This window comes from Microbacterium sp. NPDC055442, from assembly GCF_053644215.1.
Genome location: NZ_JBSHLF010000001.1, coordinates 260,052 through 282,340 on the forward strand (window position 1 = coordinate 260,052; position 22,289 = coordinate 282,340).

Sequence of the window (22,289 nt, forward strand, 5' to 3'; positions counted from 1 at the left end):
TCTCAGTCCGCGGCGTCGGCCTTGATCGCCTCGAGCGCCTCGGCGAATCCGCCGCTCGTGAGCGAGGACCCCGCGACGCGGCTGACCGAGACCTCGTCGAGGGGCTTTCCCACGACTTCGCCCGAGATGCCGCCGATGAACTGGCCCTGGAACTGCGCGGATTCGGCGCGCTGCGGGTCGCCTACGACCGACACGTCGGTGACGACGTCGTCGGCGAGCGTCACGGTCACCGTGATCGTCTCGACCGATTCGGGCGTCGCGTAGGAGCCCTCCGCCGTGTACACGCCGTCGGCGTACGGTCCCGCGACCTGATCGCCGTCGGCCCCGGCAGAGGTGGAGGCGCAGCCGGCGAAGCCGAAGGCACCCGCGATTCCGACCGCCGCCGCGGCGAGCGTGCGCGTGCGAACCGTCACGCCGCCCCGTCGAACATGCTCGTGACCGAGCCGTCCTCGAAGACCTCGCGGATCGCACGGGCGAGCAGCGGCGCGATCGGGAGGACCGTCAAGTGGGGGAAGCACTTCTCGGGCGGCAGGGGGATCGTGTCGGTCACGACGACCTCGTCGATCGCGTCGCTCTGCAGTCGCTGGGCGGCGGGATCGCTGAAGACGGCGTGGGTCGCCGCGACGATGACGCGTTCGGCACCGTTCTTCTTGAGCGCCTCGGCTGCCTTGACGATCGTGCCGCCCGTGTCGATCATGTCGTCGACGAGCAGGCAGACCCGGCCGTCGACGTGGCCGACGATCTCGTTGACGCTCACCTGGTTGGCGACGTTGGGGTCGCGACGCTTGTGGATGATCGCGAGCGGTGCGCCGAGGCTGTCCGACCACTGGTCGGCGACGCGCACGCGGCCCGTGTCGGGCGAGACGACCGTCAGCTTCTCACGGTCTTCGGCGGACAGGGTGCGCTGGAAGTACTCCAGCAGCACGGGCTTGGCGAAGAGGTGGTCGACCGGGCCGTCGAAGAATCCCTGGATCTGGGCGGCGTGCAGGTCGACGCTCATGATGCGGTCGGCACCGGCCGTGCGCAGCAGATCCGCGACGAGACGGGCGCTGATGGGCTCGCGTCCGCGGCCCTTCTTGTCCTGCCGCGAATACGGGTAGTACGGCATGACGACCGTGATGCGCTTGGCGGAGGCCCGCTTGGCGGCATCCAGCATGATGAGCGTCTCCATGAGCCACTCGTTGACCGGCGGACCGAAGGTCTGGATGAGGAAGAAGTCGCACCCGCGGATCGAGACCTCGAAACGGGTGAGGATCTCACCCGAGGCGAAGGTGCGGTGCTCGGTCGGCACGAGCTTCGTCCCCAGACCCTGGGCGACATCACCTGCCAGCTCGGGGTGCGAGCGACCAGCCGCGACGACGAGCCGCTTCTTGGTCTTCGCGACCAGACCCGGAGTCGTGTCCCCCGAGTGATCGCGATCAGCCGTCTTGTTCTTGCGCCCCATCGTCCGCTTTCTGTGCGGACCGAGCCTTGGCCGCGACGTCCGCGGCACCGGTTCCCGGTCTGTTCATCTCGACCCACCCCTCGACGTTGCGCTGGGGGGAGACGCTGAGGGCCAGGGCACCCGCGGGAACGTCCTTGCGAACGACGGCTCCCGCCCCGGTCTTCGCGCCATCTCCGATCCTAACGGGCGCGACGAAGACGTTATGCGACCCCGTGTGCACCTCGTCGCCGAACTCGGTGCGATGCTTGGCGAGGTCGTCGTAATTGGCCGTGATGGCGCCCGCGCCCAGATTGACGTGGCGTCCGATCGTCGCATCGCCGATGTACGACAGGTGCGGAACCTTGCTGCCCTCGCCGATCGTGGTGTTCTTCGTCTCGACGAAGGTTCCGATCTTGCCGTTCTCGCCGAGGATCGTGCCGGGGCGCAGGTACGAGAACGGACCGACCGTCGCTCCCGCGCCGATGACGGCGAGCGTCGCGTCGGTGCGCTTGACGGTCGCCCCCTCCCCCACTTCGCAGTCGGACAGCGTCGTGTCGGGCCCGATGACGGCGCCCGAGGCGATCGTCGTCGCCCGCAGCAGGTAGGTGTTCGGCAGGATCGTGACATCGGGCGCGAGCGTCGCGTCGACGTCGATCCACGTCGTCGCGGGGTCGAGGATCGACGCGCCCTCGAGCTGCCAGCGACGCACCGTGCGCGCGTTGAGCAGACGCGCCGCCTCGGACAGCTGCACGCGGTCGTTGACCCCGAGCGCGACGGCGGCGTCGGGCGCCGGCGTCGCGGCGACCTGCTCGTCGGCACCGCGCAGCAGACCGACGACGTCGGTGAGGTACTTTTCGCCCTGCGCGTTGGCGGTGCCCACGCGCGAGAGCTGCACGCGCAGCGACGCCGCGCGGAAGACGTAGACCCCGGCGTTGATCTCGGTGACGGCGCGCTCCTCGGGCGTGGCATCCTTCTGCTCGACGATGCGGGCGACGGCGCCCGACTCGTCGCGGATGACACGGCCGTAGCCGGTCGCGTCATCGAGGATGGCGCTCAGCACGGTCGCGGCGGCCGCGCGCGCACGGTGCGTGTCGAGCAGTGCCGTGAGCGTGTCGGCGTCGAGCAGCGGCACATCGCCGCTGAGCACGAGCACATCGCCGTCGAAGTCCGGGATCGCCTCGAGCGCGACCTCGACGGCGCGGCCGGTGCCGGGGATGTCGTCCTGGTCGACGACGACGGCCTGAGCGTCGGTGTCGACGACGGCCTGCGCGACACGGTCGCGATCGTGGCGCACGACGACGAGGACCGACGCGGGCGAGAGGGCGCGGGCCGTGCGCACGACGTGTCCGACGAGCGGACGACCGCCGATCGGATGCAGCACCTTGGGCAGCGCCGACTTCATGCGGGTGCCCTGCCCCGCGGCGAGGACGACGACGGCCAGCGGTGTGTGCGTGTTCGACATGCTCCGCCGCCAGGATTCGAACCTGGGCCTAACAGCTCCAAAGGCTGTCGTGCTGCCGTTACACCACGGCGGACCGGCCGCGACCGCGGCACCTGACAAGTCTGCCACGACGCAGGCGGATGCGATGATGGGCGGGTGGCGGACAAGTCGGACGAAGTCGATCGCATCGTCGAGGCGTGGATCGCGCAGCGCCCCGACCTCGACTTCTCGCCGCTGGAAGTGCTCTCGCGCGTCGATCGGCTCTCTCGCCACCTCGACCGCGCGCGGCGCGATGCGTTCCGCCGCAGCGACCTGGAGCCGTGGGAGTGGGACGTGCTGTCGGCCCTGCGGCGCGCGGGCGAGCCGTTTCAGCTCAGCCCCAAGCAGCTGCTGCAGCAGACGCTCGTCTCGAGCGGCACGATGACGAACCGCATCGACCGGCTCGTGGCCCGGCGGCTCGTCCGGCGCGAAGCCGACCCGGATGACGGTCGCAGCATCCTCGTCACGATCACCGATGACGGCCGCCTGCGCGTCGACGCGGCCATCACGCGCCTCGTCGACGCCGAGGCGACGCTGCTCGCGACGCTCTCGCGCGCCGACCGCGACCGCCTCGCGGGCCTCCTGCGCAAGCTGAGCCTCGGCTTCGACCGCTGAGCGCATCCGGGCAGGCGTCGCCGCCGGCCCGGATGCCACGGGTCAGCGTCCGACGGACTCCGCGAGGTCGGCACCGGCCGACTCGTCGAGGTAGCGCTCGAGGCTGTCGTCGAGCTCATCGATCCACGGCGTGTGGTGCTGCACCGCGATCGTGCCGGTCATGACCGAACGGTAGGTGCGGTCACGGTAGCCCATGATGTCCTCGGCCTTGTCGTCCTTCCACGCGAGGAAGATCTCGACGACCTCATCGATGTCGAACATCGGGTAGTCGGTCGCATCGATCAGGTCGCGGATGTAGTCGCCCTGGAACCGGATCTCATCGGCGGCGCTGGCGATCGCGTGGAACCGCGCGAGCCAGTGATCGATGTCGATCTGCCGCGTCGCGGCATCCGGAAGCCGGATGCGCCCGAGGATGATGTCGCGCACGAACCAGGCCTGTGCGTCGAACATGTTGAACGTGAACCACTGGTCCTGTGCGCCGAGGTAGAACACGTGCGGGTTGTCCTGCCACACGATGCCCTTGTACAGCCCCGCGGGGTAGACGCAGTTGCGCGACTCGAGGGCGAGCTCGTCGGGAAGGAAGGGGTACTTGTGCAGGTAGCCCGTGCACAGGATGACGGCGTCGATCTCGGCGACGCTGCCGTCCGAGAAGTACGCCGTCGACCCCTCGAAGCGATCGATGAGCGGACGCTCCTCGAACCCCTCGGGCCAGTCGTATCCCATGGGCTGCGTGCGATAGCTCGCGATGACGCGTCCGGCGCCCATCTTGTAGGCCTGGCTGCCGATGTCCTCGGCCGAATAGCTCGAGCCGACCACGAGGACGGTGCGGTCCTTGAGCGCCTCGGCGCCGCGGAAGTCGTGCGCGTGCATGATGATGCCGGGGAACGTCTCGACACCGGCGATCTCGGGCTGCGACGGGAAGGAGAAGTGACCGGATGCCACGATGATGCGATCGAACTCCTCGCTCGTGGTCGAGCCGTCGACGAGGTTCTCGCTCGCGAGCGTGAACGTCTCGGTCTCGGGGTGGTAGTCCACCCAGCGCACGACCGTGCTGAAGCGCACCGCTGCGCGCAGGCCCGCTTTCTCGACGCGGCCGTTGATGTAGTCCCACAGCACCTCACGCGGCGGGTAGGACGAGATCGGCTTTCCGAAGTGCTCGTCGAAGCTGTAGTCCGCGAACTCCAGCGCCTCCTTGGGGCCGTTCGACCACAGGTTGCGGTACATGCTGGAGTGGACCGGCTCGCCGAATTCGTCGAGACCCGTGCGCCACGTGTAATTCCACTGGCCGCCCCAGTCCTCCTGCTTCTCGAAGCAGACGATCTCGGGAACTTCTGCGCCCGCCTGTTCTGCAGCGTGGAAGGCTCGCAGCTGCGCCATTCCGCTGGGACCGGCGCCGATAATCGCTATTCTCATGTATTCGTATCCTCTAGTTGCGTATCACTTGCATCTGCGTCATCGCATACATCTGCACCGCTGCGGCACGGGGAAGAAACACCACGCGCGCCGTCCGGGTTTCGGTGCTGACCGTCTTCCAGGGTATCAAGCACGCGATCAGCGGTCTTTTCCGGGTGATTGCGGGTCGTGCGCAACGCACTGCGCGGGCCCGCCTCCGAAGGGACGGACCCGCGCAGCGCTGTGGCGAGGACCGGTTACGAGCCCTGGTACGGCGCGAAGACCGTGAAGGTCTCGTCCGTCTCGAGGTTCGTCACCGTGACGGTCGCCTCACCGTCGGCGACGGACGCCGACCGTGAGTTGAGCGAGACCGCGACGGTCTTGCCCGGCGCGACCGACGAGAACGACTTCTTGCCGAAGGCCGTCTCGACGGTGATGTCCACCGGGGCATCCGCGTCGTTCCTGACCGAGACGCTCACGTACGCCGTGCTGCCCAGCGACCGCGTCGCGGTGCTGGCCGTGACGGCGAGCGAGTCTGCGAGCTCTCCGCAGTCACCGACCGTCGCGCCGCCCAGGGCGTTCGTCGCGCCGAAGTCGCTCAGCGCGGCGCTGTTCGCGTCGCACGTGAGCGTGCCGTACACGGTGTTGCCCGCGAACACGGGGCCGTACTCACCGGCGAGCCTGCTGAAGCGCTCGTTGGCGGTGACCTGCGTGTTGCCGGACAGCTCGACCCCACGACGGAACGTCGTGCCCGCCGCGGTGACGTCGCGCTCGACGCCGCTGATCGTCGCGGAGCCCTCGACGGTCGATCCGAAGATCTGGAACGTCTCGGCCCCGTCGACGGCGAGCGCACCCGAGATGACCGTGTCGGTCACCATGACGGATGCATCGCCCGTGACGGTGAGGGCACCGGCGATGTCGGCATCGGTGATGCACGTGGCACCCGCGGTGAGCGTGACGGACTCGAGCGCGCCGGTCAGCGTCTGGGTGCACTCCAGTGCCGCGCCGGGCAGTGCCGTCGCGGTGTACGAGTCGGCATCGCCGATGTTGCCGGCGGCGTCGATCGCGCGGTGCTCGACGACGTGCGTGCCGAACCCGGGGATGAAGCCGCCCAGCGGGTGGTCATCCGGAAGGGTCTGCTCGAACGCGGCCTTGCTCAGTCCGCCCGAGCCGAGGTTCCCGTAGGTGAGGGCCTTCAGGTCGGTGCCCGAGTGGCGGAAGCGGAACGGCGAGTCCGGCATCGGCTGCTCGGGGAAGCCCGAGTAGTCGAGCCATCCGTCGCCGTTCAGGCGCAGCTGACCGACGACGTAGCGCTCACTGTCGTACCCGGCGGTGGAGTCCGTCGGGTCGAGCTTCATGTCCCATCCGCCGAAGTAGATCGGGTGAGCATCGGTCGTCGAGGTCGCGAGCGACTCCGACAGCGTCCGCGGCGCGGTGGGCATGACGGCGTCGATCTTCCACGCCTGCGTCGCCGGGGCGACGTCGGGGTTCGCCGGGTCGGTGACCGAGACCGTGAGGTCGTAGGTTCCCGCGCCGAGGTCGAGCGCGCCCAGGTCGAGCGTCGTGCGCGTGCCGGACTGCACCTCGGCGCCATCGATCTTCCACGTCACCGTGGGGATGCGGTCGCTCGGGTGGTTCGTGCGGACGAAGACGACCTCGTCGCGTGCGAGCGGCGTGGACGTGAGGCTGGCCGAGGTGATCTCCGCACCGGGAGCCGACGGGACGACGGCCTCCGCACCGATGGTCCACTGCCGGGTCTGCACGAAGCGCGGGCCGTTGTAGCCCGAGTCGGTCGCGGTGTTGTTGGCCGACGGGATGCGGACCCAGTCGATGCCGTCGGGACCGACGGGGTCGCGGACCTCGACGTGGACCGTCGTGCCCTCGGGCAGGTCGAGCTCGCCGAGGTCGAGGCTGCGCTCGGGGCCCGACGCGATGATCTCGCCCTCCGGACCGCCGTTGCGCCACGTCACCGTGAGCTCGTGGAAGCGCGGCTGGCCGGACTCGGTCCACAGGACGCTGTCGGCGGGCACGACACCCTCGGGCGTCGAGGTGACGACCATCTGACCCGAGTCGCGCAGGCCCGTGATGCGGGCGACCATGTGCTCGAGGCCGATCTGGTCGAAGTCGTATCCGACCCAGCGCATCATGGAGTGCTCGCTCGGACGGTACTGACCGCAGGGGTACAGTCCGCCGGATTCGTACAGGCCGATCCTGCCGCCCGAGCGGCTCTCTTCGCCGAGCCAGCGGAACCACTTGTGCTCGTCGGCGATCATCTGCTCTTCGGACGTGTACGTCGTGTGGTGGAAGCTCGTGCCCGACTCGGCACCCGTGTAGCACTGGCGGACGACGTCGCGCGAGTTGTAGGGGTACTCGTCGCGCAGCGTTCCGAGCGAGTGGCCGAGCTCGTGCAGCGAGACGACGGGACCCTGCGGGGAGCCCGCCGAGGTCGTCGCGTCGCGGCCGCCGATGCCGCCGTACGTGAAGGTGTTGGCCAGCGCGAGCGTCTGCACGTTCTGCGCCGTGCGCGGGATGCCCAGCAGCGGCGCGACGTAGTCGTCGAGGATCCGGCGCTGTGCCTGGATGCCCGTCTCGCACGGGTCGACGCCCTCGGGGTAGCGGCCGGCCTGCGACTCGCAGTCGACGGGGGCGCGCCCGTAGGTGATGCCGCGGGCGAGCGGGTCGTTGCAGCCGCTCAGCGTGAGGCGCAGTGCCGTGTTCTTGGTCGCGAGGGGTCCTTCGCGCTCGCCCGTGTCGCGGATCGTGCCGTCGGGGTGACGCACGCGGCCGTCGGGGTCGCAGTGCACGCCGTAGTCGATCGACGCGAGCTGCACGGCGTAGATGTTGATGTAGTTCTTGTAGCTGCGGAAGGGCTCGGTCCCCCACAGCACGCCGAGATTGCGGTCGAGGTCGGCCATGAACAGGCTCTGCTGGTCGGCCTGGTAGCCGTCACCGAAGACGACGAGGTTCAGTCGTTCGCTGGGGTCGCCGGTCACCTGGATCGGCACGACGTTGGGCTCGGGCAGCGGGTCGACCGCCGTCGCCGTCGCCGTCGCGGCACCGCCGACGACGAGCGTTGCGGTCATCGCGACCGTCGCGAGTACCGCGCCGATCCTCGATGACGCTCTTCTGGGGGATTTCAACACGTGGACCTTCCTTTTCCGGGACGCTTCTGTGCGCCGTCACGGATCCGCACCGCTTCGTAGGGGTGCAATGGGGTTCGCCGGGCGGGGGCCCGGTGACGTGTAACACGCTACTGAAGGGGCCCGACAAAGACCATCGACAGACGTCGCACCCTCAGTAATGTTTGACATATCACAGAGGACCCTGCGACGATTCGGGCACGTCTCCTGGATTCCACAGCGGCACGACGTCGTGACAGCACCACCGGAGTCCGGACGACCAACGCAACCGCGACGCACGATGCCCCGCGGCGAAGCGGGCACGTGCTCGGACCCGACACACGTCGACGAAGGGACCCTTCACTGTGAGACTCAGAACCCCGGCCGCCGTGGCCGTCCTGGTATGCGCCGGGCTCGTCTCGGCCGCCGCGACCAGCCCCGCGACAGCGAGCACCGCGCAACCACCCGGGATCGTGATCGCCGATGGGGTGACCCAGCCCGTGCACGGCTACACCGATGCCGTGCGCGAACGCGTATGGGTCAAGGCCGGTATCGACAGCGACCGCGACGGCGTCGAGGATCTGATCCGCGTCGACATCATGCGGCCGGCCGCGACCGAAGAGGGTCTGAAGGCCCCCGTCATCATCGACAACTCGCCGTACTACGCGACACTCGGACGCGGCAACGAGTCCGAGTTCAAAGCCGACGTCGACGGCGACGGCCTCAACGACCGGTGGCCCCTCTACTACGACAACTACTTCGTGCCGCGCGGCTACGCCGTCGCCCTGGTCGACATGACCGGAACCGCCGGCTCGACCGGCTGCCCGACGATCCAGGGCGAGTCCGAGAACATGTCCGGCCCCGCCGTCGTCGACTGGCTCAACGGCCGCAACACCGCCGTCGATGCGGATGGCGAGCCCGTCGTCGTCGACTGGCACAACGGCAAGTCCGGCATGATCGGCAAGTCCTACGACGGCGCGCTCGCGATGGGCGCGGCCGTGTCCGGCGTCGAGGGTCTCGCGACCGTCGTCCCGATCGGCGGACCGTACAACTACTACGACTACACGCGCACGAACGGCCTCGTGCAGCGCGGCAACAACTACCTGCGCTCCCTCGCCACGACGATCACGAACGACGACCGCGAGCGTCAGGCACGATGCGCGCCCGTGTGGGATGAGATCGACGCGGCGGACGGCGATGAGAACGGCGACTACTCCCCGTTCTGGTACGAGCGCAACTACCTCGACAAGGTCGACGAGGTGACCGCGTCGGTCTTCCTCGTGCACGGCCTGCAGGAGGAGAACGTCCGCGCCGACCACGCCTCGAAGATGTGGGCCGCCCTCGGCGAGCACGACGTCGAGCGCAAGATGTGGCTGTCGCGCACGGGCCACATCGAGCCCTTCGACTTCCGCCGCGGCGAATGGGTCGACACGCTGCACCGCTGGTTCGACCACTACCTGCTCGACATCGACAACGGGATCGACGCCGAGCCGATGGTCGACGTCGAGGTCGAGGGCGGCGTATGGGAGCAGCACGCGAACTGGCCCATCGACGGCACCGAGCACGTGGAGGTCTACCTCCGCGACGGCGCCGGCGGCGCCGGGTCGTTCGCCCTGACGCCCGCTCCGGGCGAGGCGACGGTCGCGTCGTTCGTCGACAACCCGAGCCAGACCGAGGCGCAGGCCATGAACAACCCCGAGACGACATCGGCGTCGCGGCTCGCCTTCCTCTCCGACCCGCTCGCCGAGGACCTGCGCATCTCGGGCACGCCCGTGGTCGAACTCACGGCCGCCTCCAGCCAGGACGTCGCGTACGTCGGCGCCATGCTGGTCGAGTACGGTCCGACCGAGCAGAACGACCGCGCGGGCGACGGCATCCGGCAGAACACGACGGCACCCGAGACCTGCCATGGCGAGGCGTCCGAGCACGATGACGCCTGCTACCGGATCGTGGACTACCGCCCCATCACGACGAACCAGTGGCGTGTCACGAAGGGGGTCATGGATGCCCGCAACCGCTTCTCGCTCGAGCAGGCCGCGCCGCTCGTCCCCGGTGTCGCGGAGAGCCTGAGCTTCCCGATGCTCCCCGAGGACTACACCTTCTCGGAGGGCAACCGCATCGGAGTGATCCTCGTCGGGTCGTACCGGTCGTACTCGGTCGAGACACTGCCATCCCGCCCCGAGATCACCGTCGACATGACACTGAGCAGGATCAGCCTCCCCGTCGTCGGCGGCACGCAGGCGGCCTCGGATGCCGGGATCGAAGCCCTCGCGGGAGACGTGACGGCCACGACGCGCACGCTCGGCGGCACGCCGTACGTCAGCGTCACGGCCGCCAACGACGCCGAGGTTCCCGTCGACATCACCGTCGAGACGGACTTCGGCACGAAGACGTTCTCCTCGGTCGCGCCGGGCAAGAGCGTCGCCGTCTCGTTCAACACGCGCTCGGCATCGGTCGGCGCGGGCACGGCGACGGTCACGGTGACCGGACTCGTCGACGGCGAGACCATCACCGTCACCAAGACGGCGTCCTACCCGGCGCGGTGAGTTCCGGCGGTGGGGGTGCGCTCCCGCATCCCCACCGCCGGCTGATCACTCCACGAGGCCGGACAGCTCGAACCAGCGCTCCTCGACCGCATCCCGATCGGTCTCGAGCGAGGTGATCCTCGCCATCTCGGCGGCCAGGCCCCCGTAGTCGGCCTGATCGTGATCGGCGAGCGCCGTGCGCGCCGTCGCGATCTGCTTCTCGAGCTTCTCGAGACGGCGCTCCAGCGACGCGATCTCCTTCTGCATCGCCCGAAGCTCCGCACCGGTCGGCTGCGGTGCATCCGGTATGTCAGCGGATGCCGCGGCGCGGTCGGCCGCAGGAGCCTGACGCTCGCGCTCGCGCAGCCGCAGGTACTCGTCGACGCCCCCCGGCAGGTGGCGCAGGTGCCCGCTCAGGATCGCGAACTGCTGGTCGGTGACCCGTTCGATGAAATAGCGATCGTGGGAGACGACCAGGAGCGTGCCGGGCCACGTGTCGAGCAGGTCCTCCATCGCGGCGAGCATGTCGGTGTCGAGATCGTTCGTGGGCTCGTCGAGGATCAGCACGTTCGGCTGCTCGAGGAGGATCAGCAGCAGCTGCAGGCGACGCTTCTGCCCGCCCGAGAGGTCCTTCACGGGCGTCGACAGCTGCGCGCTCGAAAAGCCCATCTGCTCGAGGAGCTGACCCGGGGTGAGCTCCTGGGCCTTCGAGCCGGCACCGAACGTGTACGAGGTCCGCAGGCCCGCGATGACGACCCGCACGGGATCGTCGAGGTGCTCCTCGAGTTCGTCCAGGCGCTGCGTCAGCGTCGCCACCTTGACGGTCTTGCCGCGCTTGACCCGACCGGTCGTCGGCTCGACCTCACCCGACACCAGCCCGAGGAGCGTGGACTTGCCGGCGCCGTTGACGCCCAGGATGCCCGTGCGCTCCCCCGGCGCGATACGCCACTCGAGGGGATGCAGCACGACGCGGTCGCCGTAGCTGACCGAGGTGTCGAGCAGATCGACGACGTCCTTGCCGAGGCGCGTGACGGCGAGCGACTGCAGCTCGGTCTTGTCGCGGATCTCGGGGACGTCGGCGATGAGCTCGTTGGCCGCATCGATGCGGAACTTCGGCTTGGACGTGCGCGCGGGGGCTCCTCGCCGCAGCCACGCCAGCTCCTTGCGGGCGAGGTTCTGGCGTCGCGCCTCGATCGTCGCCGCCTGCCGGTCACGCTCGACGCGCTGCAGGATGTATGCGGCGTATCCGCCGTCGAAGGGCTCGACGATGCGGTCGTGCACCTCCCACGTCGATGTGCACACCTCATCGAGGAACCACCGGTCGTGGGTGACGACGAGCAGGCCGCCCTGGTTCGCCGGCCACCGGCGCTTGATGTGCTCGGCGAGCCAGGCGATCGCCTCGACGTCGAGGTGGTTCGTCGGCTCGTCGAGGAAGATGACGTCGTGGTCCCCGACGAGCAGCTGCGCGAGCGCGACGCGGCGGCGCTGGCCGCCGGACAGGCCCGTGACGGGACCGTCCCACGCGATGTCGGCGAGCAGCCCGGCGATGACGTCGCGCACGCGCGAGGATCCCGCCCACTCGTACTCCGGCGTGTCGCCGACGACGGCCTCGGCGACCGTGCCGGTCTCGCCGAGGGTGTCGGACTGGTCGAGGACCCCGACGCGGACGCCGCCGCGCACCGTGACGCGGCCGCCGTCGGGTTCGAGCCGGCCGGCGAGCATCGCCAGGAGGCTGGATTTGCCGTCGCCGTTGCGGCCGACGACGCCGATCCGATCGCCTTCGTCGATGCCGAGCGAGACGGAGTCGAACACGACCTTGGTGGGGAACTCGAGGTGCAGGGCTTCCGCCCCGAGAAGATGCGCCATATCCCTCCCAGGCTAGGCCCCCTTGACCGTGAGACTGCACCGGGGCGCCGAGACTGCGGGGTTCACCCGCAGTCTCGGCCGTCGGTTGCAGTCTCGCGGGTAGCGGTCTGGGCGGACGGGGTCAGTACCAGAACGACAGGCGGGGGGCGATGGGCCACGAGAGGATGGCGGCGGCGCGAAGCGCGTCCGAGGACACGACGCGTCCGGCGGCGGCGAGCGTCACCAGCGAGACGCCGCCGAGGTAGACCGCTGCCAGCTCGGCCGCCCCGAGAGCGACCGTGACGGCGTCGGCCGGCCCCTCGCCGGAGATGCGCGACACCCGCGCCGTGCCGTCGGCGGCGACATCGAGCAGGTGTCGCCCGCCGGCGACGTCGAGCGGGTCGGTCACATCGAGCACGACCCGGCCGGGCACCGCATACCGCCGCGCCTCCAACGCCGTCGCGACGTCGAGGATGCGCACGTACTGGTGGTCGTTGACCGTCACGGTCGCGGCGCGCTGGTCGCTGATCATCCACCGCAGCGGCTCGTCGACCGACAGCTCCTCGGCACGCACCTCGGCCACGAGGTCGAGCTCGAGCAGGAACCGCCACAGCGCGGCGTACGCGTCGTCGCCGTCGGCGACGAGGTAGTGCACCGACGCCGTCGCCTTCGTGAAGTCGTCGTGGTTCTCGCGCAGCGCGTAGACCGCGACTCCGCGCACCTCGCCGGTCGCGTCGGTGTACTGCACGGCACGCTTGTCGCCGGGCTTGTCGGCATCGGGGCGTGTGCCGGCGAAGGCGTCCCAGTGCGATGCCGGCACGTCGATCTCGCCCGCAACGCGCAGCCGCGCCCGCTCGTGCACGACGGGCATGAGCTCGCGGGCACGCTCACGCGAGACGAAGTCGACTCGCCCATCCGGGCGCGGACCGATCCACCCGGCGCGCGCCGTCTCGATCCGCCACGACGCGCTCATCGCCGCCGGCGCGAAGCCGTAGCGACCGTAGAGCGTGGACTCGCTCACCGTGAGCATCGCCATGGGCAGACCGGCATCCCTCGCGGCGCGCAGCTCGCCCTCGAGCATGGCCCGCGCGATCCCCCGGCGACGGTGCGTCGGCGAGACCGTCACGGCCGAGATGGCGCACGACGGGATGCCGCCACCACCGGGCACCGCGAGGTCTCCGACCCACGACGCGATCGTGCCGACGGGTGCGTCCGCCATGGGCGTCGTCGGATCGTAGACGCCCGTCAGGCGCCGGTACCCGCTGCGCTCGCGGATCGCCGCGATCTGGTCGTCGGTGCGCTCGCCGTCCTGGAACCCGCGTCGCACGACCTGCAGCCACGGCGCGAAGGCATCGGAGTCGACGCCGACCCGGCGGTAGTCCAGTCCGTTCGCGGCGAGCCGTTCGGCCGATGCGGAATCCACCGCACCCTCACGGAACGCCGTGACGAGGGCGTCTTCGGACAGGCTCATGGGCGTTCTCCTCTGTTGTTCGCGGCCCGATCGAGGTCAGGCGTGGATGATGCGCGCGCCGGCGACCGGCCCGTGCACGTGCAAAGCTTCGTAACCGGCGGCCGACAGCGTCACCTGCAGGTCGAGCGCGGACTCGGCATCGTGCGTGAGAAACGCGATCGTCGGTCCCGACCCCGACACGATACCGGCGAGCGCCGACGCGCTCGACTCCCCCAGCTCGAGAAGCTCGCGCAGGTCGGGGCGCAGCGAGAGGGCGGCCGCCTGCAGGTCGTTGCGCAGCACGTCGGCCAACGCCGCCGCGTCGCCCGCGCGCAGCGCCTGCAGCACGATGGGCGCGACGTCGGGGGCATGATCGACGCGTCGGATGCCGGTGCGCGTGCGCAGTTCGTCGAGATGCCCGTAGACGCTCGGCGTGGACAGGCCGTCATCGGACGGCACGATGACCCAGTCGAACCGGCCCTTCGCGAGCGCCGGGCTCAGCTGATCGCCCCGGCCCGTGCCGACCGCCGTGCCGCCCAGCAGGGCGAAGGGCACATCGGCGCCGAGCCTCGCCGCAAGCCGGTGCAGCTCGGTGCTGCCGAGGTCGGTGCCCCACAGCGCGTCGCACGCGACGAGCGCGGCCGCGGCATCGGCCGAGCCCCCGCCCATGCCTCCTGCGACGGGCACGTGCTTGGCGATGTCGAGGTGCACGCCGCCGGCGTGACCCGCCTTCTGCGCGACGAGTCGTGCCGCCCGCAGCGCGAGATTGCGGTCGTCCAGCGGCACACCCGAGACGTCGACGGAGCCCGACACCGAGAGGGTGAATTCGTCGGAGTGCGACGCGACGACGTCTTCGTACAGCGAGACGGCCTGGTACGCCGACGCGACGTCGTGATACCCGTCGTCCTGCACGCTCCCCACCTCGAAGAAGACGTTGAGCTTGCCCGGAGCACGCACACGCACGTGGTCGCTCGTGAATGCGTGGGTCACGTGTCCTCCGCCTTCTGCCGCAGGTCGCGCTGACCGCCGGCAGCGAGGGCGTCGATGCGCGCGAGCTCGTCCGCCGCGAAAGGTGCACCGCCGGCGGCGGCCGCGTACGGACGGTGCCGGTCGCCACCGCGGGCGAGGTGGGGATGCACGTCGGTCACGGATCCAGGCTACCGACCGACGCGCGCGATGCGCAGGTAGTCCTCGACCGTGAGGTTCTCGCCCCGCGCCGTCGGGGCGACGCCGGCAGCCTCGAGCACGACGCTGGCTTCGGCCGCCGACCCACCCAGCACGCCGGAGAGCGCCTGGCGCAGCATCTTGCGGCGCTGCTGGAATGCGGCGTCGACGATGCTGAACGTGCGGCGACGCTCGTCCTCGGTCCCGCGCGGCTCCGCGTCGCGTTCGAAGGCGACGAGCACGCTGTCGACGTTCGGCACGGGCCAGAACACGTGGCGGGACACCGTGCCGGCGAGCCGCCACGTTCCCCACCACGCCGCTTTGACGCTGGGCGAGCCGTAGATCTTCGATCCGGGGCCGGCCGCGAGCCGCTCCCCCACTTCGGCCTGCACCATGACCACGCCGCGCTGCAGCCCCGGGAACGTCTCGAGGAAGTGCAGCAGGACCGGCACGCTCACGTTGTAGGGCAGGTTGGCGACGAGCACCGTCGGGTCGCCGGGCAGATCGGTCACCCGCAGCGCATCGGCGTCCACGACCGTCAGGGCACCCGCGGGCACACCGTGGGCGCGAGCGGTGTCGGCCAGTCGCGCAGCGAGCCGGTGGTCGATCTCGACGGCCGTGACGGCGGCACCGGCCTCGAGGATCGCGAGGGTCAGCGAGCCCAGACCGGGTCCGATCTCGACGACGCGCTCGCCCGCCGCGACGCGCGCGACGTGCACGATCTTGCGCACGGTGTTGGCGTCGACGACGAAGTTCTGCCCCAGCTTCTTGGTCGGGGTGACATCGAGTTCGGCCGCGAGCGCGCGGATCTCGGACGCACCGAGCAGGGTCACGGACATGCGTCAACTGTAGTCACGCGGGTGGGCGCGGCTTCGCCGACCGGCCGCCGCCGCACGCACCCTTATGATCGGGGCCATGACGAACAACTCCAAGTCGCACGAACAGATCCGCGAAGAGCGCGAAGCCGCTCAGAAGGAGAAGGAGCGCCTCGAGGCTGCGGAGCAGAATCGACTCGACGACGAGGCCCGCCCCGAGTAGCACTCGGCCACCGCCGGGGTCGGCGCCCCTCATAGGATGACGGGATGCCTTCCCCCGGCGAACTCATCGCACCACGCCGACTCGGCAGGGATTTCCGGTGGCTGCTCGCCTCGTCCTGGACGAGCAACCTCGGCGACGGGATCGCCCTGGCGGCATCCCCTCTCCTGATCGCATCGCTGACGTCGTCGCCGCTGCTCGTGGCCGCCGGAGCGATGATGCAGTACCTCCCCTGGCTGCTCTTCGGCCTGCTCGCGGGATCCGTCGCCGATCATCATGACCGACGGCGACTGGTCATGATCGCCAACGCCTCGCGCGCCGTCGTGGTCACGGGACTGGTCGTGTTCCTCCTCACCGGCCAGGTGACGGTGGTGATCGTGCTCGCGGCGGCGTTCCTCTACGGCACGGCCGAAGTGTTCGCCGACTCGGCGGGCGCGACGCTGCTGCCGATGCTCGTGCGCCCCGTCGACCTCGGCACGGGCAATGCGCGGCTGCAGGCGGGGTTCCTCGTCGGCAATCAGCTCGCGGGGCCGCCCCTGGGCGCGTTCCTCTTCGCGGCGGGTTCCTTCTGGCCCTTCCTCACCCAGATCCTGTGCGTGTCCCTCGCCGTCGTGCTCATCTCGCGCATCGCGCGCACGCCCGTGCCGCCGAAGGAGCATCCGGCGCCCCAGGCGAAGCCCCGCCCGATCCGCGAAGGGCTCGCGTGGCTGCGCGACAACCCGCCGGTGCGCACGCTCGTCGTCATCATCCTCGTCTTCAACGTGACCTGGGCAGCTCCCTGGGGCATCCTCGTGCTCTACGCGACCGAGCACCTCGGCATGGGCGCCGTCGGCTTCGGAACCCTCATGACGGCGTCGGCGCTCGGCGGCATCATCGCGACCCTGTGCTTCGGATGGCTCGAGCGGCACGTGTCGTTCGCGACGCTCATGCGCGTGTGCCTGACGCTCGAAGTGCTCATGCACCTCGCGTTCGCCCTCACGACCTCGCCCGTCGTCGCCTTGGCGCTCATGTTCGGCTTCGGCGCGTACGCGTTCGTGTGGGGCACGATCTCGACGACCGTGCGCCAGCGACTCGTGCCGCTGCACCTGCAGGGCCGCATCGCCTCGGTCAACATGGTCGGCGTGTTCGGGGGGCTCGTGATCGGCCAGCTGATCGGCGGCCTGCTGGCACAGGGGTGGGGCCTCACGGCGCCGTGGTGGTTCGCGTTCGCCGGGTCGGCGATCACGCTGGCCGTCGTGTGGCGGTCGATCTCGCACATCGCCGCGTCCCGCCCCGTCCTCGACGACGGGGAGCCGGATCAGTCCTCGAAGGCCCCGTAGACCTCGAGCGTGTTCGCGGCCAGCTGCGCGCAGAGCTCGTCGAGTTCGACGCCCAGTTCGACGGCCATGAATCGCACCGTGACGGGGATGAGATACGGCGCGTTCGGACGACCGCGATGCGGCACGGGCGTCAGGAACGGTGCATCCGTCTCGACGAGGATCCGCTCGCGCGGGGTCGCCTTCAGGGCATCCCGCAGGGTCTGGGCGTTCTTGAACGTCACGTTCCCCGCGAAGGACAGGTAGTACCCGTTCTCGGCGGCGATCGCGGCCATCGCCGCGTCGCCCGAGAAGCAGTGGAAGACCGTGCGCTCGGGCGCGCCGACCCTCGCGAGGGTCTCGAGCACGGCGTCGTGAGCCTCGCGGTCGTGGATCTGCATCGCGATGTCGTGCTTCTTCGCGAGGGCGATGTGCGCCTCGAAGCTCTCGAACTGCGCCGGCAGTCCCTCGTCGCCCGTGCGGAAGAAGTCGAGACCCGTCTCGCCGATGGCGCGCACGCGCGGCTGCTCTGCGAGCTCGTCGATGACCGCGATCGCCTCGTCCAGTCGTTCCGCCGCCCGGTAGGCGGGAGCCTCGTTGGGGTGGATCGCGACGGCCGCCAGCACGCGAGGATGGGATGCCGCAGCCCACGCCGACCAGCGGCTCGAGTCGATGTCGCCACCGGCCTGCACGACGCCGGCGACGCCGACCCGGGCGGCGCGCTCGAGCTGCTCGTCGAGGCTCAGCGACGTGTCGCCGTCGTCGATCTCGAGGTGCGCGTGGTTGTCGTAGACGGCGACAGGCAGCGGCTCGGGCGCGTCGGGCCAGCGCACGTCGCCGCGGCCCTCCTGCGAGCGCGTGCGGACGTACTGCGACGGGTCGACGTCACTCACGCGCTCTGCTCGATGCGGGGGAACAGCGGCGCGAGGCCGTTGACGCTCGTGCCGGCGCGCAGAGCCCCCCACTGCCCCGCCTCGCGGATGGGCTGGTCGATGAGGCGCCCGAGCGACTCGCCGGCGCCCAGGGCGACCCACAGCTTCTCGGTCGCTTCGGGCATGACCGGCGACAGCAGCACCGCGAGGGCGCGCAGGCCCTCGGCGGCCGTGTAGAGCACGGTGCCCAGGCGCGTGCGCTGAGCGTCGTCCTTCGCGAGCGCCCACGGCTCGTTCTCGGTGATGTAGAGGTTGAGGTCATCGACGATCGTCCAGATCGCGTGGATGGCTTCGTCGATGCGGAACCGCTCGATCGCGTCGTCGGCCGCGGTGGCGGCATCCGCCACGATCTGCTGCACGCGCAGATCGCGCTCGGTGTATTCACCCGCCGGCGGCACGATGCCCTCGAAGTACCGCTCGATCATGGCCGTCGTCCGCGATGCCAGGTTGCCGAAGCCGTTCGCGAGCTCGGCCTGGTAGCGGGCCGAGAGATCCTCCCACGAGAACGAGCCGTCCTGGCCGAACGCGATCGCCGAGAGGAAGTAGAACCGGTAGGCGTCCGATCCGAAGACGTCGGTGATCTCGGACGGCGCGATGCCGGTGAGCTTCGACTTCGACATCTTCTCGCCGCCGACGAGCAGCCAGCCGTGCGCGAAGACGCCCGCGGGAACATCGACGCCGGCGGCCATGAGCATCGCCGGCCAGATGACGGCGTGGAAGCGCAGGATGTCCTTGCCCACGACGTGGTATGCCGGCCAGCGCCGGGCGAACTCGCCTGCCGACCCCGAGCCGTTCGACGCGTCGTCGCCGTATCCCACGGCCGTCGCGTAGTTGAGGAGGGCATCGACCCAGACGTAGATGACGTGGGATTCGTCCCACGGCACCGTGATGCCCCAGTCGAACGTCGACCGCGAGATCGAGAGGTCCTTGAGCCCGCTCTTGACGAACGAGACGACCTCGTTGCGCGCGGACTCGGGGCGGATGAAGTCCGGCACCGAGCTGTACAGCTCGATGAGCCGGTCCTGGAACTCGCTGAGCTTGAAGAAGTAGTTCTTCTCCTGCAGCAGCTCGAGCGGCTTGGAGTGGATCGCGCAGACCTTGAGCCCTTCGAACGCCCCCTCGCCCTCGACGATCTCGGCGTCGGTCTTGAACTCCTCGCAGCCGACGCAGTACAGCGCCTCGAACTCGCCCGCGTAGATGTACCCGCGGTCGTAGATGGCCTGCACGAACTGCTTGACGCGCTCCTCGTGGCGGGGCTGCGTCGTGCGGATGAAGTCGTCGTTGGCGACATCGAGGGTCTCCAGCAGCGGGAACCACGACTCGCTCACGAGCTTGTCGACCCACTCCTGGGGCGTGGACCCGTTGGCGGCGGCGGCCCGCATCATCTTCTGGCCGTGCTCGTCGGTGCCCGTGAGCATCCAGGTGTCATCGCCCGCCTGGCGATGCCAGCGGGCGAGCGCGTCGACGGCCACGGTCGTGTAGCCGTGGCCGATGTGGGGCACGTCGCTCGGGTAGTAGATCGGCGTCGTGATGTAGAAGCTGCGGCCGGAAGTCACCCTTGAGATTCTAGGCCGGTTGGATGCCGCGCCTCGCGCTATGACGGCCGCGCTCGCCGCGCGAGCGCTTCCTGGTAGAGCTCCCGCGACGAGTGGCCCGTGTGCGCGGCGACCTCGGTCGCGGCATCCTTCAGGCGCGTTCCCGCCGCGACGAGGTCGAGCACGTGCGTCACGGCGTCGGCGAACGGGACCTCGCGCGCCGCGGCGCCGGCGACGACGATGACGAGCTCGCCCCGCACGCCCTGCTCGGCCCACGTGACCAGTTCGGCGAGCGTCCCCCGCGCGACCTCTTCGTGCAACTTCGTCAGTTCGCGGCAGACGGCGGCCCGCCGGTCTGCTCCGAACGTCGCCGCCATGTCGGCCAGCGTCGCGGCCGCTCGCGACGGCGCGTCGAAGAACACCATCGTGCGCGGTTCGCCCGCGAGCGCCGTGAACGCGGCCGTCCGCTCGCCGTGCTTGCGTGCGACGAACCCCTCGAACGTGAAGCGGTCGGTCGGAAGGCCCGCGACGGCGAGCGCCGTGACGACGGCGCTCGGACCGGGGATGGCGGTGACGTCGACCCCCGCCTCGGCGGCGGCGGCGACGAGCCCGTAGCCGGGGTCGGAGACCGTGGGCATTCCGGCATCGGACAGCACGAGCACGTCCTGGTCGCGGGCGAGTTCGACGATCTCGGGCGCGCGCTCCTTCTCGTTGTGGTCGTGCAGCGCGATGAGCTTCGGCCGGTTGCCGATCCCGAGCGCCGCGAGCAGCCGCTGCGTCGTGCGGGTGTCCTCGGCCGCGACGATCGTCGCCTGTTCGAGCGCCTCGACGAGACGCCGCGACGCGTCGCCCAGATTTCCGATGGGGGTCGCCGCGAGGATGATCACGCCGCCAGCATAGGCTGGTCGCCGTGACGTCGATCGCCGAGCCGCTGCCGCCGCTCGCGCGACCCACCCTCTACGACGGCTGGATGTCGCGACTGTCCGCCGTCCCGCGCACGGCGCGGTTGTGGCGCTGGCTCGCACCCGCCCTCGTCACGCTCGTCGCGGCGATCCTGCGCCTGTGGAACCTCGGGCATCCCGGCACCCTGATCTTCGACGAGACCTATTACGTCAAGGATGCCTGGACGCAGTGGAACCTCGGCTATGCCGCCTCCTGGCCGGACGACGCCGACGCGAGCTTCGTCGCGGGCGACACCGACGTCTTCCTGACGTCGGGCAGCTTCGTCGTGCATCCACCGCTCGGCAAGTTCCTCATCGGCGCCGGCATGGCGCTCTTCGGCCCGGAGTCGGCCTTCGGCTGGCGCATCGCCGTGGCCGTGTTCGGCATCGCGACCGTGCTCGTGCTGTACCTCGTGGCGAAGTCGCTCTCGGGATCGATCGCCTTCGCCACCGTGGCATCCGCTCTCATGGCGGTCGACGGCATGGCGATCGCGATGAGCCGGGTCGCCCTGCTCGACGGCATCCTGACGTTCTTCGTTCTGCTCGCGTTCTGGTTCATCGTGCGGGACCACCGGCGTACGGCGACCCGGTTCGCCGCGGCGCTCGCGGCACGCGACCACGGCGACGACCCGCCCGCGTGGGGGCCCGTCCTGTGGAACCGGCCGTGGGTGATCGCGGCAGGCGCCGCCGTCGGCGCCGCGACCGCCGTGAAGTGGTCGGGCCTGTATGTCGCGGCGGGCCTGGGCATCTACCTCGTCGTCGTCGACGCGCTCGCCCGGCGCCGCGCCGGCGTCATCTTCTGGCCGACCGATGCCGCCTTCCGCCAGGGCGTCGTGACCTTCGTGCTGTTCATCCCGGTCGCCGCCGCCGTCTACCTGGCGTCGTGGACGAGCTGGCTCACAACCGACGGCGGTTACGGGCGCCGTGCGCTCGAGGGCTCCAACGGCGGCGGAATCGGCTCTGCCCTGGCGAATCTGTGGGCGTACCACGAGCAGATCTACGGCTTCCACGTCGGTCTCGTGAGCGCCCACGGCTACGCGAGCCCCGCGTGGCAGTGGCCCCTGCTCACGCGTCCGACGTCGATGTACTTCCAGAACGACGACCAGGTCGTGCAGAACATCTACAGCATGCCGAACCCGCTCGTCTGGTACGCCGCCGTCGCCGCCGCGGTCTACCTCGTGTGGCGCTTCGCCGTATCGCGGGACTGGCGCATCGCGCTCGTGCTGACGGGCATCGCCGTGACGTACGTGCCCTGGCTGCTGTATCCCGAGCGCACGATCTTCCAGTTCTACACCGTCGCGATCCTGCCGTTCCTGCTGCTCGCTCTGACCTTCGCGCTGCGCGACCTCGCCGGTGCGGGAAGCACCGACGGCTACCGACGACGCTCGGGCCAGCGCGTCGTGTGGGTCTACCTCGCCGTCGTGCTCGTGGTCGCGGCGTTCTGGTACCCGATCGTCACGGCGACCGCCGTGCCGTACGACTTCTGGCGCCTGCACAACTGGATGCCCACCTGGATCTGACGGGCTCGAGGGCGCTCC

18 protein-coding genes and 1 tRNA gene are annotated in these 22,289 nt (G+C 70.0%); 5 read left to right on the plus strand and 14 right to left on the minus strand.

Annotated elements, in window-relative coordinates; genetic code table 11:
* Positions 1-2 precede the first annotated feature (2 nt).
* From ACWIBS_RS01335 to ACWIBS_RS01350, 4 genes are all read right to left on the minus strand, one after another.
* The gene (locus ACWIBS_RS01335) at positions 3-413 is read right to left on the minus strand and encodes a hypothetical protein (RefSeq protein WP_376127082.1); all 411 of its coding nucleotides are present in this window, start codon (positions 411-413) and stop codon (positions 3-5) included.
* A complete protein-coding gene (locus ACWIBS_RS01340) occupies positions 410-1,444 on the minus strand; it encodes a ribose-phosphate diphosphokinase (protein ID WP_376127080.1) in 1,035 nt (344 codons plus the stop codon). Before ACWIBS_RS01340 ends, ACWIBS_RS01335 begins: the two co-directional genes overlap by 4 nt.
* Positions 1,419-2,885 carry a bifunctional UDP-N-acetylglucosamine diphosphorylase/glucosamine-1-phosphate N-acetyltransferase GlmU gene (glmU, locus tag ACWIBS_RS01345; RefSeq protein WP_376127079.1) on the minus strand — a complete coding sequence of 489 codons (1,467 nt, stop codon included), beginning with the start codon at positions 2,883-2,885 and terminating at the stop codon, positions 1,419-1,421. The genes ACWIBS_RS01340 and glmU overlap by 26 nt, the downstream gene beginning before the upstream one ends.
* Before the next feature lies 1 nt (position 2,886).
* Positions 2,887-2,958: transfer RNA gene (locus ACWIBS_RS01350), tRNA-Gln, on the minus strand.
* 62 nt (positions 2,959-3,020) lie between these two features.
* On the opposite strand from ACWIBS_RS01350, the gene ACWIBS_RS01355 reads away from it, so the two are divergent.
* Positions 3,021-3,518 carry a MarR family winged helix-turn-helix transcriptional regulator gene (locus tag ACWIBS_RS01355; protein ID WP_376127077.1) on the plus strand — a complete coding sequence of 166 codons (498 nt, stop codon included), beginning with the start codon at positions 3,021-3,023 and terminating at the stop codon, positions 3,516-3,518.
* A gap of 42 nt (positions 3,519-3,560) precedes the next feature.
* Here the strand turns inward: ACWIBS_RS01355 and ACWIBS_RS01360 are convergent, their stop codons facing one another.
* Positions 3,561-4,931: an NAD(P)-binding domain-containing protein gene (locus tag ACWIBS_RS01360; protein WP_376127075.1), complete on the minus strand. Its 1,371-nt coding sequence runs from the start codon at positions 4,929-4,931 to the stop codon at positions 3,561-3,563.
* Between the two features lie 236 nt (positions 4,932-5,167).
* Positions 5,168-7,993, minus strand: a complete 2,826-nt coding sequence (locus ACWIBS_RS01365; RefSeq protein ID WP_376127073.1) for a M64 family metallopeptidase — start codon at positions 7,991-7,993, stop codon at positions 5,168-5,170.
* 401 nt (positions 7,994-8,394) lie between these two features.
* Here ACWIBS_RS01365 and ACWIBS_RS01370 point away from each other — a divergent pair, with 401 nt between their 5' ends.
* Positions 8,395-10,575: a CocE/NonD family hydrolase gene (locus ACWIBS_RS01370; protein WP_376127071.1), complete on the plus strand. Its 2,181-nt coding sequence runs from the start codon at positions 8,395-8,397 to the stop codon at positions 10,573-10,575.
* Positions 10,576-10,620: 45 nt separating this feature from the next.
* On the opposite strand, the gene ACWIBS_RS01375 is transcribed toward ACWIBS_RS01370, so the two are convergent.
* From ACWIBS_RS01375 to rsmA, 5 genes are all read right to left on the minus strand, one after another.
* Positions 10,621-12,420, minus strand: a complete 1,800-nt coding sequence (locus tag ACWIBS_RS01375) for an ABC-F family ATP-binding cassette domain-containing protein (RefSeq protein WP_376127069.1) — start codon at positions 12,418-12,420, stop codon at positions 10,621-10,623.
* Between the two features lie 121 nt (positions 12,421-12,541).
* Positions 12,542-13,870 (minus strand): GNAT family N-acetyltransferase, encoded by a 1,329-nt coding sequence (locus tag ACWIBS_RS01380; protein ID WP_376130043.1) that lies wholly within the window; start codon positions 13,868-13,870, stop codon positions 12,542-12,544.
* A gap of 36 nt (positions 13,871-13,906) precedes the next feature.
* Positions 13,907-14,839: a 4-(cytidine 5'-diphospho)-2-C-methyl-D-erythritol kinase gene (locus tag ACWIBS_RS01385; protein ID WP_376130045.1), complete on the minus strand. Its 933-nt coding sequence runs from the start codon at positions 14,837-14,839 to the stop codon at positions 13,907-13,909.
* The gene (locus ACWIBS_RS01390; protein ID WP_376130047.1) at positions 14,836-14,997 is read right to left on the minus strand and encodes a hypothetical protein; all 162 of its coding nucleotides are present in this window, start codon (positions 14,995-14,997) and stop codon (positions 14,836-14,838) included. Before ACWIBS_RS01390 ends, ACWIBS_RS01385 begins: the two co-directional genes overlap by 4 nt.
* 9 nt (positions 14,998-15,006) lie before the next feature.
* Positions 15,007-15,852, minus strand: a complete 846-nt coding sequence (gene rsmA, locus ACWIBS_RS01395; RefSeq protein ID WP_376130050.1) for a 16S rRNA (adenine(1518)-N(6)/adenine(1519)-N(6))-dimethyltransferase RsmA — start codon at positions 15,850-15,852, stop codon at positions 15,007-15,009.
* A 76-nt stretch (positions 15,853-15,928) separates the two neighbouring features.
* Between rsmA and ACWIBS_RS01400 the strand changes: the two genes are divergently transcribed.
* Both ACWIBS_RS01400 and ACWIBS_RS01405 read left to right on the plus strand, forming a co-directional pair.
* Positions 15,929-16,051 (plus strand): hypothetical protein, encoded by a 123-nt coding sequence (locus ACWIBS_RS01400; RefSeq protein WP_376130053.1) that lies wholly within the window; start codon positions 15,929-15,931, stop codon positions 16,049-16,051.
* 44 nt (positions 16,052-16,095) lie between these two features.
* Positions 16,096-17,367 (plus strand): MFS transporter, encoded by a 1,272-nt coding sequence (locus tag ACWIBS_RS01405; RefSeq protein ID WP_376130056.1) that lies wholly within the window; start codon positions 16,096-16,098, stop codon positions 17,365-17,367.
* Here the strand turns inward: ACWIBS_RS01405 and ACWIBS_RS01410 are convergent.
* Genes ACWIBS_RS01410 through rsmI form a run of 3 tightly spaced genes read right to left on the minus strand, consistent with a single transcriptional unit; the run spans position 17,346 to position 20,697 of the window.
* Positions 17,346-18,236 (minus strand): TatD family hydrolase, encoded by an 891-nt coding sequence (locus ACWIBS_RS01410; RefSeq protein ID WP_376130059.1) that lies wholly within the window; start codon positions 18,234-18,236, stop codon positions 17,346-17,348. The two genes, ACWIBS_RS01405 and ACWIBS_RS01410, sit on opposite strands and share 22 nt — an antisense overlap.
* A complete protein-coding gene (metG, locus tag ACWIBS_RS01415) occupies positions 18,233-19,831 on the minus strand; it encodes a methionine--tRNA ligase (protein WP_376130062.1) in 1,599 nt (532 codons plus the stop codon). The genes ACWIBS_RS01410 and metG overlap by 4 nt, the downstream gene beginning before the upstream one ends.
* Positions 19,832-19,869: 38 nt before the next feature.
* Positions 19,870-20,697: a 16S rRNA (cytidine(1402)-2'-O)-methyltransferase gene (gene rsmI / locus ACWIBS_RS01420; protein ID WP_376130065.1), complete on the minus strand. Its 828-nt coding sequence runs from the start codon at positions 20,695-20,697 to the stop codon at positions 19,870-19,872.
* A gap of 23 nt (positions 20,698-20,720) precedes the next feature.
* Between rsmI and ACWIBS_RS01425 the strand changes: the two genes are divergently transcribed.
* Positions 20,721-22,271 carry a dolichyl-phosphate-mannose--protein mannosyltransferase gene (locus ACWIBS_RS01425; protein ID WP_376130068.1) on the plus strand — a complete coding sequence of 517 codons (1,551 nt, stop codon included), beginning with the start codon at positions 20,721-20,723 and terminating at the stop codon, positions 22,269-22,271.
* Positions 22,272-22,289 lie beyond the last annotated feature (18 nt).